The organism is Bacteroides caccae (assembly GCF_002222615.2).
In the GTDB taxonomy this organism is placed as follows: domain Bacteria; phylum Bacteroidota; class Bacteroidia; order Bacteroidales; family Bacteroidaceae; genus Bacteroides; species Bacteroides caccae.
The window spans coordinates 789565-804458 of sequence record NZ_CP022412.2 but is presented as its reverse complement, the minus strand read 5'-3'; the positions used below and the strand labels follow the sequence as shown (position 1 = coordinate 804458).

Genomic DNA, 14894 nt, shown 5'->3' with positions numbered 1-14894 from the left:
TACTCGTTATGCATGACTTTATTAACTATGAGGAGTAAATATGTGCTAACTTTGAATTAGTTACCTCCTTTAGTATCTGGCCTGATATTTCTTATAAAAAATCAGAAACAGGATGAATCCGGTCAGTGCGAAAGGAACACCTGTGAGGGCGGGGTAACGATAGCCTTCACTAACAGTCAATCCCCCTGCATAAGCGCCAATGGCATTTCCCAGATTGAATGCGACCTGTACGCAGGCAGCCCCCAACATCTCGCCGCCTTTTGCCACACGGATAATCAGTATTTGTTCGGGGCTGGATACGGCAAACAACCCTGCCGTGCAGAGGCACATCAGTATAGCAGCCGTCCATTTGTAGGGAGAAAGGAAGAAAATGAGAAGTAGCATAAGGCATATTAATGCTTGTGCGGCAGTTCCCACTTTTCCGGGTGTATAGCGGTCGGAGAGGCGCCCGCTGATAAGATTTCCCATGACCATACCGAATCCGGCAAGAATCATCAGCGGAGTAATACTTTCGGTGGAGAAACCGGAAATATTCGTCAGCATAGGGTTGATATAGCTGTACCAACAGAATACGCCACCGTTGCCTAACGCCGTAGCACCGAGAATGAGCCAGGGAGCCGGAGTCTTCAAGAAATGGAATTGTCCTTTAAAGCCGGTATCCTTCAAGCCTTCTACGTGAGGTACCCAACGCCAGATGTAATACAGGATAACGATTCCCCAGATGCCGACCAACAGGAAAGTGGCACGCCAGGAAAGCATAGTGCTGAGAGAAGTTCCCAATGGGACACCGAATAGGTTGGCAATGGTCATTCCGGCAATCATAATCGAAACGGCTTCCGAACCTTTCCCTTTATCAGCCAGTCTTTCGGCAACAATGGAGCCGACACCGAAATATGCTCCGTGTGGTAGTCCGGAGATGAAGCGCGCAGCAAGCAATATCCAATAATTGGGAGCTGTTGCAGCACAGATATTACCTATCATAATCAGGGTAACTAATACCAGTAGAATATGTTTCAACGGATATTTGCGGGCTAATGTCAACACGGGGGCACCCACACAGACGCCTAATGCATAAGCGGAAATGAAATGTCCCGCCATAGGGATACTGATCCCTAAATCTTTTGCCACATCGGGCAAAATACCCATCATTACAAATTCGGCAATACCTAATCCCAGGGTGCCGAACGCCAATGCGATAAGACTCTTTTTCATACCAAACTTAACCTGATACCTGTAACTTTTTACCTTTTTCTTTTTTGCGGGTGCAAAGGTAAAACAAAATCGGGCAGAGTGAGTTCGGTGTGAAATATTTTGATTTAAGTCAATTTATACAATGCTGCGTATGTAAGACTATGGATTTTAATAATTGTGTTTATAATAATATTATTGCGGTTTTTTTTATTAATAGAGATTGCCTTTTCAATTGCTCTTTCCTGAATGTTTAAGAATCCAGTCTGTTATATCTTTTAGAACTTCTGGGCTAATGGTTTCTTCTAGCTGCCCATACTCCGCCAATGTTCCTTTTTCACAGGTTTGAAACAGATGATTTAAGTTCGGGTAGGCTTTTACCGTTACATTCTTATTCCCGTTCTCGCTGATTCTTTGTTGGATAGCCGTAAGGTTCATAGCCGCCTCCACTTGAATGTCCTTTTCTCCGTTTAAGGCAAGTACCGGACATTTTATTTTTTTCATGGCTTTAGCCGGGTCATATCTCATAAAATGAAGATACCAGGGGGAGGTCATGGAACTTATCTGGGAGGAAATCTGCTGTACGGTATTCAAGTCTTTCAGTTGTTCGGACGACATGGTTTTGGTAACATCTGCATATAACTCTTTTTGAAGTTCATCTGTGGTTTTGTCTGCTTGTTGCAGTATGGCATACCTGTTTCGTATCGACGGTTTCGTTCCTTGCCAGAACGCATCCGGCATTCCCTGGGATTTAGAAATCATCTCTACTTGTTTCAGCATCAGGCTGTCACCTCTTACGCCGGCTCCTGCCAATGAAACAATAAACGCAATCGCCGGGTCTTTGGCAGCTACGATGAATGCTATGATTCCGCCTGCGCTATGTCCGATAATGCCAATCTTCTTTGTGTTTATTTCTTTTCTGCCGCGCAGGTAATTGATGGCAGCTTCCGTGTCCGTTGCGAAATCCTCGTTGGTGGCTGTTGCATGGTTGCCTTGTGAGGCGGCTGTGCCACGATCATCACAGCGTAATACGGCGATTCCGTTCCTCGTCAGATAGTCGGCGATGACTAGGAAAGGCTTGTGTCCCATGATCTCCTCATCCCGGTTCTGCGCACCGCTTCCTGTCACCAACACTACTGCCGGAAATTTATTTCCCTTTTCGGGAAGAGTTAATGTCCCCGCAAGGTTAATTCCGTCCTGTTCGTTTCTTACTGTAACTTCTTCACTTTTATAAGGGAAAGGTGGTTGAGGTTCCTGCGGACGTTTGGGACGGCTTGCTTCTCCCTTTTCCAGGTTCAATGGGATAGGCATTCCTTGTGTGAATGTTCCGGTTATCGTTTTGTCACTTTTCAATTTTCCTTTGTAGGAAGCATAAATAACAGGTATCTGAATAGTTAATATGGAATCACTGAAAGAGGTAGCTTGTGTCTTTATGCCGTTGGCTCCCTGGTCGGGACTGTCGAGCGTTGTTACATAAGTTCCTTGAGCCGCTTGGTTGATATGGAATACGATAGTCAGCGACCCGGTGGGAACAGTCAGTTTTCCGTGCCAAGTTCCTGAGATATCTTGCGCGGATGCGGAAGAAGATAAGAACAGTCCGGTGAATAATCCGGTGATAATAGTAGCTATGTAGACAGTTTTCAATGTGTTCATAAGAGAGAGATTAATAGTGAATGTAATTGATGCATATCAGATGATCCGTACAAAGATAACGATTATTCTGACATAAAAAATAAGACATTACTCAATCTTGTTTTAAGTCGAGTAATTTCAGGATAATTTATGAGATTTTTTGCTGTCAATGGACTAAAAGGCTATCTTTGTTTTTATTTAATAGATTAATATTTGATAAATATGAAGATGTGTAGTGAAGTCTTCCAGTTTGAAAAGGAACTGAAGTGGGAGAACCCGGGTCCGGGAATCCGTCGTCAGATAATGGGTTATGACGAACAGTTGATGATGGTAAAAGTGCAGTTTGAAAAAGGAGCTGTCGGCACAATGCACGAACATCATCACAGTCAGGCTACTTATGTGGTAAGTGGAAAGTTCGAATTAACGATTGGCGAACAGAAAGAAATACTATCGGCAGGAGATGGCTATTATGTGGCTCCTAATAAACCTCATGGCTGTGTTTGTCTCGAAGCAGGCGTGCTGATTGACACATTTACTCCGATGCGGGCAGATTTTCTGTAAGACAGATGTGGTATGAAATTACCACATCTGTGGTATTTCGCCTGAACAGAATCCGCGCTATCTTTGTCATATATTAAAACGTATGAATTTAAAACGGATATATATGGAGAAGATAGCAAGAAAATTGACGGACCTGGTTGGTAACACTCCGTTGTTGGAACTTAGTAATTATAATAAGAGTAAGAATTTGAAAGCTCGCCTGGTAGTGAAGCTTGAATATTTTAACCCTGCCGGAAGCGTTAAAGACCGTATTGCTTTGGCGATGATTGAAGACGCTGAGGTAAAAGGTGTTTTGCAAGCGGGAGCTACTATTATAGAACCGACTAGTGGCAACACCGGAGTAGGACTGGCTTTTGTGGCTGCTGCCAAAGGTTATAAGTTGATATTGACAATGCCCGACACGATGAGTGTTGAACGCCGCAATCTTTTGAAAGCTTTGGGAGCAGAATTGGTCCTGACTCCCGGTGCGGATGGTATGAAAGGAGCAATTGCCAAAGCGGAAGAACTGAAAGCGGCAACTCCGGACTCTGTTATCTTACAACAATTTGAAAATCCTGCTAACCCCGCCATGCATTTACGTACTACCGGCCTGGAAATATGGAGAGATACCGAGGGGAAAGTCGATATCTTTGTGGCCGGCGTGGGTACTGGCGGGACAGTTAGCGGAGTAGGTGAAGCATTGAAGATGCGCGACCCCAGTGTGAGGGTGGTAGCGGTAGAACCGTCTGATTCGCCGGTTCTTTCCGGAGGAAAGCCTGGGCCTCATAAGATTCAGGGAATCGGTGCGGGTTTCATTCCGAAGACTTACAAGGCTTCCGTCGTAGATGAAATTATTCGGGTGCAGAATGATGATGCCATTCGTACAAGCCGTGAACTGGCGAAGCTGGAAGGATTGCTGGTCGGCATATCTTCGGGTGCTGCTGTTTATGCGGCGACAGAACTGGCAAAACGCCCGGAAAATGAAGGGAAGATGATTGTGGCGTTGCTGCCCGATACAGGCGAACGTTATTTGTCTACTATTTTGTATGCTTTTGAGGAATATCCTTTATGATACACTGAATTTTAGAAAAAAGAGAGAGAATAATCGGGTGGTTATTTGGCAAAATCGTATATTTGCCAAGTAACCATTTTTATTTAATACTATGTTAAACAATACTTTAGGGATTTTAGTAACTATTCTCTTACTATTCTCCGCCTGTAAAGACGAAGAACCCCCAATCTCTTCAACGAAGGAATTGCTGAACTTTTCTATTTTGAAAAGTGATAATCAAGGTAAGGTCGCAAATGATGTGGAAGCCTCTATTCAGGGGAGTGTGATTACATTGCCATTGGATAAGTATGATGATTTGAAATCATTAATTGCCGTATTCGAATATAATGGAAAATCTATCACGATAAATGGAGTTGAGCAGGAATCCGGAGTTACCTCAAATGATTATTCGCAGCCATTGGTTTTTACTGTGGAAGCAGAAGATGGCAGTAAACAGCAATATACAGTGGAAATTGCATTGAAAGATACCGGAGTGCTTTCTGCTTTCCGCTTTTTGAAAAAGAATAATGCATTCTTGACTGCTGATGTTGTATGTTCGATTGAAAAAGGTGAGGTTGTATCTCTTCATAAGTTTTTACAATCTAAACTAGTGGCAGAGTTTAGTTCTAATGCAGTGAAGGTTTTAATAGATGATGTGGAACAAATAAGTGGTGTGACGGAGAATGACTTTTCTTCTCCGGTTATTTATAAGTTCATAATGCGGAATGGAGAAATTCTTCAATATACGGTAAAGATGGAATTCTTATTGGACCTTGTTTCTCTGCTAGTCATTACCACAGATGATTCTTCTATTTCGGAAATACAGAGTAAAGACTCTTATGAGAGTGGAACTTTGACTGTCAATGGAAAAAGTACTTATGAAAGTTGTATAGTTAAAACCGAGATAAAGGGACGCGGCAATTCAACGTGGGGATATCCTAAAAAGCCTTATCGACTGAAACTTAATAAGAAAGCAGAGATCTGTGGTTTGGGGAAAGCCAAGAATTATGTGTTGTTGGCAAATCATCTTGATCCTACGTTAATGCTTAATTCGGTTGCATTCAAGATAGGTCGGCTGCTGGAACTTCCTTTTACCAATCATGCAATTCCTGTAGATGTGGTTTTAAACGGAATTTATAAAGGTTCTTACTTGTTGACCGAACAGATAGAGGTTAAAGAAAACCGTGTAGATTTGGATGAAAACAACAGTGTCATGTGGGAACTTGATTCTTATTGGGATGATGAGCCTAAGTTTAAATCGACTGCATTTAACCTCCCTGTAATGGTGAAAGACCCTGATTTGACCACAGAGCAATTTGAATATTGGAAGAAGGACTTTAATGCATTCACGACACAATTTGCAAAAGAACCGTTAGAAGGAAATAGCTATGTAGACATGATTGATATTGAATCGGTTGCCAAATTTCTGATAACCTTTAACTTGGTACACAACATGGAGATAAATCATCCTAAAAGTGTTTTTCTCCATAAAGAAGGAAATGGCAAGTATGTAATGGGACCTATCTGGGATTTTGATTGGGCGTATGATTATGAAGGTACGAGTAATCATTTTGGACGTTACAACACACCGTTATTTTCAAGTAGCATGAATGGAGTCGGTACGGCATTTTTCCAACGCTTTCTACAAGATAGCCGTGTGAAAGCGATATATAAGAGAACTTGGCAAGATTTCAAGAATAATAAGCTAGATGCATTGTTACAATATGTAGATGATTATGCTGTAATGCTTAAACCCTCTGTGGAAAGGAATAGTGAATTATGGGAAAATACTCGTTCATTCGATACAAAAGTGAAAGAGTTGAAGACGTGGTTAAGGAATAGAGCAGACTATATAGATAGTGAAGTCAGTAAACTTTAATAGAATCAATCTGTTGAACTGATAGATGAAAATAGATATCTGAAGAACCGGTAATAATTTCTGTTTCACTTTTTAGTGAGGAAAACAAAATTATTACCGGTTCTTATGGATTTATATTATTGATTGGGGTTTATTGCACTTCAAAACTTCCTTTCAACCGTATATCTTGTGATGAAGCTCCTATCATTATTGAAAAACTACCCGGTTCTACCGTAAACTGATTGTTCTTGTCCCATAACCCCAAGTCTTGAGGAGTAAGGGTAAAGCTGATTGTCTGTTCTTCTCCCGGTTGCAAATGAATACGCTCGAAGCCACGTAACATCTTGTCGTAGGTAGTCACACTGCTGAAATCATCCCGAATATAAAGCTGAACTACTTCATCTCCAGCTCTTTTCCCGGTATTCTTTACGATACACGAAAGGGTCATGTTTTCTTGTGGACCTATAACCGGTTTGGAGATCTTCAAGGCTGAATATTCAAAAGTAGTGTAACTTAACCCATATCCGAAAGGATAAAGAACTCCGTCTACACGGACTCTCCCCTTTGAATCGGAGCCGGGTTTGAATGGAAATGCAAATGGAACCTGTCCTACTGACTTCGGGAAAGTTACAGCCAGACGACCGCCCGGATTGTAATCTCCGAAAAGGACTTTAGCAATAGCATTCCCCATAAATTCACCGGGGAACCAGGCATGCACAATAGCGGGAACGTATTTGTTGGCCCAGTTGATTGTTGCTGCCCTTCCGTCTACCATTACCAAAACTACTGGCTTTCCTGTTGCATAAACAGCTTCCAACAACTGTTGCTGACGCCCGCAGAGATCGAGGCTGGTACGGGAAAATTCCTCCCGAACCGTCTTCTCATTTCCGCCTAATACAAGAATAGCGATGTCCGAAACTTTTGCCAGTTCTACTGCTTCATTAATCATAGCTTGTTCCTGTGTATCCAAAGGAACATTGTATAATTCACTTTCCGGGAAATACTTGTCAATGATGTTACATCCCTTTGCATAGCTGACTTCTGCATTAGGCAGATATTCTTTGATTCCCTGATATACAGTCTTGATAGGAGCATGGGCAGGGCCGTATCTGCACGTCAGTTCCTTCACTTCTTCTGCATTCGGACCGATAACTGCTATTTTGTTGAGGCTCTTGGACAACGGAAGCATCTGATTCTCGTTTTTCAGAAGAACAATAGACTCTAAAGCCGCTTTCATAGATACCTCCTGATGAGCGGCATTGTGTACTACCGTTTCTGGATGACGATCATCACCTGGGTACGGATTATCAAAAAGCCCCAACATAAATTTGACACGTAAGATTTCACCTACACGTTGGTCGAGGGTATGCAAAGAGATTTTTCCTTCGCTGATTGCACGGCGTAAAGGGAGGATAAAATCTTGTGGCGGGGTGAAGTTGGTGCGGATATTCAGTCCTGCATTTACTACTTGTGCCGCCATTTCTTCTTCAGTCGGGGTAATGCGGTGTTTTGTATGCAGGAATTCCACTGCTTCACTGTCCGATACTACATATCCCTTGAACCCCCATTGTTGACGCAGAATTTCAGTAAGGAAATGATAACTCCCGGAGACAGGTTCTCCGTCATAATCATTATAAGAGCTCATTACCCCTAAGGCTCCTGCTTCCTGAATTCCTTTGCGGAAGGGTTCCAAATAAAGAGTCTTCATCTCACGCGGAGCCACGTGCGGGTCGGTACGTGTACCTCCATCACGTCCTCCAACCGGGATACTATAGACGGCAAAATGTTTCGGAGTGGCTGCCAGCCCTTCGGCTTGCAGACCGAGAATCATTTGTTTTCCCAGTTCGCCTGCCAGATAAGGATCTTCGCCATAACTCTCTACTACCCGTCCCCAGCGCGGGTCTTGGGCAATGTCCAGAATCGGGGCGTAAATATTGGTATATCCGAGCGCTTTTGCCTCATCAGCAGTGACTTTCGCAATTTCTCGGATCAGTTTCTTGTTCCACGTGGCACCTTGTCCGCATTGGGCAGGAAACATGGTAGCCCGATTGTGGCACAATCCGCGTATTCCTTCATTGGTAAAGTCAACGGGAATGCCCAACCGTGTCTGTTCTACAAACCAGCGTTGTATTTCGTGGCGGTTCTTTACACTGTTGGCATACGGATAAGAAAGTTCGGAACCGAATTTACCCAATCCGTTCGCCTGTTCGTCAATATTCCCGATACCGTCTTTCCAGATTTCCTTTGACCATTCGGCAGTGGGCCATGCATCTTTCAATACCCGCCCCGAACCGTATAAAGTAGCCATTTGGCAGGTTTTCTCTTCCAGCGTCATTTGCGACAGCAAATCCGCAACACGGGCTTCAATAGGAGCGGCAGGGTCTTCGTATACGTCCTTGACTCCGTTCTTATTAAAGTCAATCCAATTCTTCTTGTATATGTCTTTTGTACTGCCGGCAAAGATGTTGCCGACAGACAGACACAAGGTAAGTCCACATACTAATTTTTTCATATCTATGGCTTTTCATCAGCTCGCAGGCCGAATACTTTTCCCGTCATCCGGTCTACCGGTACTTTCCATACTTTAACATTACGGACAGCCGGATCGGAGTAATTAAATTCATTATTCGTATAATGACACATGATAATGTCCAATGCGCCACGTTTTTCTTCCATGTCTTCAACGAACTCTACTTTTCCGCGACACATCGCACTTTCAGAACGCATACTGTAACTGCAAGCCACTTTTTCGTGCTGATAGACAAGCTTGTGTCCGAGACTAAAAGTGATACAGACATTATTATTGTGTTCCAACATTTCCACTTTACTGCCTTCGGGCCCGGAGTGGAGATAGATAATGCCGTCTTCATAACCGAAGTTCATCGGAACTACGTATGGATTACCTTCCATATCGACTATACCTACAAAACAAACGTCACAATGAAGAATAATAGACTCGATTCTTTGTTTGTCTTCGATGATAAAGGTTTTCATAATGGTTGTTAGCTTCCCCTTTGTGGTGAACTTATTTTTCTATTAATTCAAAATCCAATTGTTTCTTCTCAAGGTTGGCACGTGCTACGCGAACGGTAATAGCATCTCCCAGACTATATATCTTGTTTTTACGACGTCCGCGAAGGCAATAGTTCTTCTCGTCAAATTCGTAATAATCATCATCCAGATCGCGGATGGGCACCAAACCTTCACATTTATTTTCGTTCAGTTCTACGTAGAGTCCCCATTCGGTTACACCGGAGATTACGCCATCGTAAATCTGCCCCAAGCGTTCGCTCATAAATTCTACCTGTTTATATTTGATAGAAGCGCGTTCAGCGTTGGCAGCTATTTGCTCCATGTTCGAACTGTGGTCGCAGAGGTCTTCGTATTTGGCTTCTGATACGCTGCGTCCTCCGTTTATGTACTTCGTCAACAAACGATGTACCATCATATCCGGGAAACGGCGGATCGGTGAGGTGAAGTGAGTGTAATATTCGAATGCCAGTCCGTAGTGGCCGATGTTATGCGTAGAGTAACGCGCTTTCTGCATGGCACGGATAGAAACTGTTTCAATCAGATTCTCTTCTTTCTTACCATGAATATCGTCCAGAAGGTGGTTAATAGACTTTGAAATATCTGTTTTTGTACCGCTTGTACGTACTTTATAGCCGAAACGGGCGATGAACTGCGACAAGTTTTCCAGCTTTTCCGGGTCGGGCAGGTCGTGGATACGGTAAGGGAGCACTTTGGCTTTCTTATTCTTCGGCACACGTCCTACCTTTTCGGCTACGGTTCTGTTGGCAAGCAACATAAATTCTTCTACCAGCTTATTGGCGTCTTTTGACTCCTTGAAGTAAACGCTGATAGGTTTCCCTTTCTCATCGATCTCGAACTTCACTTCGTAACGGTCGAAGTTGATAGCTCCTGCTGAGAAACGTTTTTCGCGAAGTGCTTTGGCGATAGTATCCAGTGTGAGTACTTCTTCCTTGAAGTCTCCTTCTTTTGTCTCGATAATTTGCTGTGCCTCTTCGTAAGTAAAGCGGCGGTCGGAGTTGATAACCGTATGAACGATGCGTGAATCCTTGACTTCACCTTTTTCGGTAATATTGAAGATTACGGAGAAAGCCAGCTTTTCTTCATTCGGGCGGAGGGAACAGATGAAGTTACACAATCGTTCGGGAAGCATCGGAATGGTGCGGTCCACCAGATAGACGGAAGTGGCGCGTTTTTCTGCCTCTTTGTCAATGATTCCTCCTTCTTTCACGTAATGCGTCACATCGGCGATGTGTACACCTACTTCCCACAATCCTTCTTTCAATTTGCGGATAGAAAGTGCATCGTCGAAGTCTTTGGCATCTTTCGGGTCAATAGTGAAAGTGGTAACTTTGCGGAAGTCCTCACGTTTGGCAATCTCTTCGGCTGAAATTTCGGCGGGAATCTTGTCTGCCGCTGTCTCTACCGACTTCGGATAGACATAAGGCAAACCGAATTCGGCAAGAATGGCGTGCATCTCCGTAGTGTTTTCACCGGCTTTGCCAAGTATATCAATGACTTGTCCGATAGGATTTTTTGCCTTGTCCGGCCATTCGGTCACTTTCACAATTGCTTTGTCTCCGGTTTTACCACCTTTCAGCTTTTCTTTCGGGATAAAGATGTCATTGGCAAGTGTGCGGTTTTCCGTCACCAGAAAAGCATACGACTTGGCTACTTCCAGTGTACCGACAAATGTATCGTTGGCACGTTCCAGTATTTCTATTACTTCCCCTTCGGCATCCTTGTTTTTACGTTTGGCGTAGAAGGTGATCTTTACTTTGTCGTTGTTCATCGCATGGGCCGAGTTGCGTTCGGCCACAAAGATAGGATCGCCCCCTCCTTCGGGGATGAAGGAATTCTTTCCGTTACTTTTCCGTTGGAAGGTGCCGGTCATCTCTGTTCCATGATTGTTGAGACGGAACTTTCCCTTTTCTATTTCGCTGATATAGTCATCATCCAGCATTTCGTGAAGAATATCGACGCATAGCATTTTCTGCGGGTGAGTGGTGAGATGTAACTCTGAGAAAATATATTTCATGCTCAGCGTCTCGCTTTGTTTGGCATGGAAAAAGTCTATCAATAGCGCGGCTAACTGTTTTTTACTCATTCTCTTGCCGGCTTTCTTCTCTTTCTTTTCTTTCTTTTTCGCCATAATGTAGTCTTTTAAAAATATCTAGTTACAAAGATATAGGAATATTTTCCTTATCGAAACTTTGAGGAAAGAAAAATAACTTTGCAGTCTTGTATTTGATTTTCCGTAATAGGTCAGGTTGGTTCTGATAAGGTATATTACAAAGTTGGGGATAACTCATAATTTTATCGTTGTATTTAAGTGGTATTTAAAGGGTATCGTTTTTTTTCAACGGGTTGAGTGCGACAAATAATAATTGAGAAAAGCAAAATGGCTTTTGTTTTATATTTATTGTATCTTTGTGGCATTATCAAGAAAATGTTTAGTGAGGTACTTTTATTAATATTCACGCAGAACCTAGAGAGTAATAATGGAGAGTGTTTTAATTACGGGCGCAAGCGGTTTTATAGGAAGTTTCATCGTAGAGGAAGCGTTGAAACGAAGGTTTGGTGTGTGGGCAGGGATTCGTTCTACGAGCAGTAAGAAATATTTGAAAAACCGGAAGATTCATTTTCTGGAACTGGACTTTGCGCATCCTAATGAACTTCGCGCCCAACTCTCCGGGCATAAAGGTACTTATAACAAGTTTGATTATATCATTCATTGTGCCGGTGTCACCAAATGCTCTGACAAAAAGACTTTTGATTATGTCAATTATCTCCAGACTAAATATTTTATAGACACGCTGAAAGCGTTGAATATGGTTCCGAAGCAGTTTATATATATCAGCACGTTGAGTGTATTCGGTCCTGTACGTGAGAAGGATTATACTCCGATTGAGGCGGATGATACTCCGGCGCCCAATACGGCTTATGGGTTCAGTAAACTGAAAGCGGAACTGTATATTCAGAGTATTCCCGGTTTTCCTTATGTCATTTATCGTCCTACGGGAGTTTACGGACCTCGTGAAACAGATTATTTCCTTATGGCGAAATCTATTCAGAAGCATGTTGATTTCTCGGTGGGTTTCCGGCGTCAAGACCTTACTTTTGTTTATGTGAAAGACATTGTGCAAGCTATTTTCCTGGGAATAGAGAAAAATGTTACCCGTAGAACGTATTTCCTGACAGACGGGAATGTGTATAAGAGTCGTGCGTTTTCGGACCTGATACAAAAAGAATTGGGTAATCCGTTTGTTCTTCATCTGAAATGTCCATTAATTGTGCTAAAAGTTATATCTTTGCTCGCTGAATTTATTGCTACACGTTCCGGAAAGAGCAGTACACTAAATTCGGATAAATATAAGATAATGAAACAACGCAATTGGCAATGTGACATCATCCCGACAATTAATGAACTGGGGTATGCGCCCGAATATGATTTGGAAAAGGGAGTCCATGAAACCATTGCCTGGTATAAAAACGAAGGATGGCTTTAGACTTATTTAAGCGAGTAGAAACCCGGAAAGGGTTGTTTGCTGTGGAGAAGATTACATTGATTTATAATCTGTTGACCTCCATTTTGATTCTATTCCTGTTTCAGCGAATGGATCATCCATGGCACATGTTGCTGGATAGGGCTATGATTGCTGCAATGACTTTTCTGTTGATGTATCTCTACCGGCTTGCTCCCTGTAAGTTTTCGGCGTTTGTACGCATCGTCATTCAGATGAGCCTGCTTTCTTACTGGTATCCGGATACTTTCGAGTTCAACCGGTTCTTTCCGAATCTGGATCATGTCTTCGCTATCACCGAACAGTTTATTTTTAATGGGCAACCTGCTATCTGGTTCTGTCATACGTTCCCGCATCTTCTGGTCAGTGAGGCGTTCAATATGGGATATTTCTTCTATTATCCGATGATGTTGATTGTGGCGTTATTCTATTTCATTTATAGGTTCGAGTGGTTTGAAAAGATGTCTTTTGTGCTTGTCACTTCCTTCTTTATCTATTATCTGATATATATATTCGTACCTGTTGCAGGACCTCAATTCTATTTTCCTGCCATTGGATTTGATAATGTTTCTAAAGGAATTTTCCCGGCTATCGGTGATTATTTCAATCATCATCAGGAATTGCTTCCCGGTCCGGGCTATCAGCATGGGTTCTTTTATAGTTTAGTGGAAGGCTCCCAACAAGTGGGCGAACGGCCTACGGCCGCATTTCCAAGTTCGCATGTCGGCATTTCTACCATTCTGATGATTATGGCATGGCGGGGCAGTAAGAAGCTGTTTGCTTGCCTGATACCTTTCTATATGCTGCTTTGTGGAGCTACTGTATATATTCAGGCTCATTATGTCATTGATGCTATTGTAGGCTTTTTCTCCGCATTCCTGTTGTATGTGATGGTAACTTGGATGTTTAAAAAGTGGTTTGCGCAACCGATGTTCAAATAAAATAGCATTGCTCCATAATACTATCTTCAAGGATGCAATGCTATAAATATCGTATTTAATTTTTCGGGCTACTTTCTCTGTTGGTGAGTATTTCATTAAATATCTGAAACAGCTCCTCTTTGGTCTCGGCACGTAACATAGCGATGCGGGTGTCACGGAAATTAGGGATTCCTTTGAATAACGGGCTTGCAGCCAAGTGACGGCGTACGTGCAAGATACCTTTGCGTTCGTCGAGTAAGTTTACACTGTCAATCACTTCCTGGCGGAGGACTTCCATGCACCATTCAAAACTTAGTGGCGGCAGTTCCTCGCCTGTCTCCAGATAATGCTTCATCTCTTTAAATATCCATGGACGGCCGAAGCTGGCACGGCCTATCATAACAGCGTCCACTCCATAACGGTCGAAACACTCCTTGCAGCGTTGAGGCGTTGTCACATCCCCGTTGCCGATGATCGGGATATGCATCCGCGGATTATTTTTTACTTCTCCTATCAGCGTCCAGTCTGCTTCTCCGGTGTACATTTGTGCACGGGTACGACCGTGTATGGTTAATGCGGCAATACCGCAATCCTGTAACTGTTCTGCCAGCTCTACGATAATTTTGTTGTTGGCGTCCCACCCCAGACGGGTTTTCACCGTTACGGGGATTTTTACCGCATCCACTACAGCACGGGTAATTTCCAGCATTTGAGGGATATTCTGCAACATTCCTGCTCCGGCACCCTTTCCGGCCACTCTTTTCACCGGGCATCCGAAGTTAATATCCAAAATATCAGGCTGTGCCTGTTCCACAATCTTTGCGGCTTCCACCATGGTTTCCGTATCTTTGCCGTATATCTGAATAGCGACGGGACGTTCTTCATCACTGATGTTTAACTTCTGCGCTGTCTTGCTGACAGCACGTATCAGTGCGTCACTCGATACAAATTCAGTATATACCATGTCCGCTCCGAACTTTTTGCACATCAGGCGGAAAGCCGGGTCGGTCACGTCTTCCATGGGAGCAAGCAGGATAGGATGTTTTCCCAAGTCTATATGGTTAATCTTCATATACGATTTTGTTATTTGCTGTTTATGATTGAAGTAACTTCTTCTTTTCGCTGCAAAAATACGGAAAAAAGCCTACCTT

Annotated in this window: 11 protein-coding genes; 5 read left to right on the top strand and 6 right to left on the bottom strand. The window is 43.1% G+C overall.

Annotated features, from left to right (window positions below):
• Nucleotides 1-69: 69 nt before the first annotated feature.
• Together araJ and CGC64_RS03235 are read right to left on the bottom strand one after the other, a co-directional pair.
• Nucleotides 70-1212, bottom strand: a complete 1143-nt coding sequence (araJ, locus tag CGC64_RS03240; RefSeq protein WP_005676721.1) for an MFS transporter AraJ — start codon at nt 1210-1212, stop codon at nt 70-72.
• A gap of 207 nt (nt 1213-1419) precedes the next feature.
• The gene (locus CGC64_RS03235) at nt 1420-2841 is read right to left on the bottom strand and encodes an alpha/beta hydrolase family protein (protein WP_005676720.1); all 1422 of its coding nucleotides are present in this window, start codon (nt 2839-2841) and stop codon (nt 1420-1422) included.
• A 201-nt stretch (nt 2842-3042) separates the two neighbouring features.
• Between CGC64_RS03235 and CGC64_RS03230 the strand changes: the two genes are divergently transcribed.
• The 3 genes from CGC64_RS03230 (at nt 3043) to CGC64_RS03220 (ending at nt 6290) form a co-directional block, all read left to right on the top strand.
• Nucleotides 3043-3381, top strand: coding sequence for a cupin domain-containing protein (locus tag CGC64_RS03230; protein ID WP_005676719.1), 339 nt, complete (start codon nt 3043-3045; stop codon nt 3379-3381).
• A gap of 103 nt (nt 3382-3484) precedes the next feature.
• Complete coding sequence (gene cysK, locus CGC64_RS03225) at nt 3485-4432, top strand: cysteine synthase A (RefSeq protein WP_032855090.1); 948 nt, start codon at nt 3485-3487, stop codon at nt 4430-4432.
• A 91-nt stretch (nt 4433-4523) separates the two neighbouring features.
• Nucleotides 4524-6290 (top strand): CotH kinase family protein, encoded by a 1767-nt coding sequence (locus CGC64_RS03220; RefSeq protein WP_005676717.1) that lies wholly within the window; start codon nt 4524-4526, stop codon nt 6288-6290.
• A 130-nt stretch (nt 6291-6420) separates the two neighbouring features.
• On the opposite strand, the gene CGC64_RS03215 is transcribed toward CGC64_RS03220, so the two are convergent.
• From CGC64_RS03215 to rnr, 3 genes are read right to left on the bottom strand one after another with little or no spacing between them, the layout of a single operon-like run.
• Nucleotides 6421-8781, bottom strand: a complete 2361-nt coding sequence (locus CGC64_RS03215) for a glycoside hydrolase family 3 N-terminal domain-containing protein (protein WP_005676716.1) — start codon at nt 8779-8781, stop codon at nt 6421-6423.
• Nucleotides 8782-8783: 2 nt separating this feature from the next.
• Nucleotides 8784-9263: a pyridoxamine 5'-phosphate oxidase family protein gene (locus tag CGC64_RS03210; protein ID WP_005676715.1), complete on the bottom strand. Its 480-nt coding sequence runs from the start codon at nt 9261-9263 to the stop codon at nt 8784-8786.
• 31 nt (nt 9264-9294) lie between these two features.
• Nucleotides 9295-11451 carry a ribonuclease R gene (gene rnr, locus CGC64_RS03205; protein ID WP_005676714.1) on the bottom strand — a complete coding sequence of 719 codons (2157 nt, stop codon included), beginning with the start codon at nt 11449-11451 and terminating at the stop codon, nt 9295-9297.
• Nucleotides 11452-11800: 349 nt separating this feature from the next.
• Here rnr and CGC64_RS03200 point away from each other — a divergent pair, with 349 nt between their 5' ends.
• Complete coding sequence (locus CGC64_RS03200) at nt 11801-12808, top strand: NAD-dependent epimerase/dehydratase family protein (RefSeq protein ID WP_005676713.1); 1008 nt, start codon at nt 11801-11803, stop codon at nt 12806-12808.
• The gene (locus tag CGC64_RS03195) at nt 12799-13764 is read left to right on the top strand and encodes a phosphatase PAP2 family protein (RefSeq protein ID WP_005676712.1); all 966 of its coding nucleotides are present in this window, start codon (nt 12799-12801) and stop codon (nt 13762-13764) included. The genes CGC64_RS03200 and CGC64_RS03195 overlap by 10 nt, the downstream gene beginning before the upstream one ends.
• A gap of 55 nt (nt 13765-13819) precedes the next feature.
• Here the strand turns inward: CGC64_RS03195 and dusB are convergent, their stop codons facing one another.
• Nucleotides 13820-14815 carry a tRNA dihydrouridine synthase DusB gene (dusB, locus tag CGC64_RS03190; RefSeq protein WP_005676711.1) on the bottom strand — a complete coding sequence of 332 codons (996 nt, stop codon included), beginning with the start codon at nt 14813-14815 and terminating at the stop codon, nt 13820-13822.
• Nucleotides 14816-14894 lie beyond the last annotated feature (79 nt).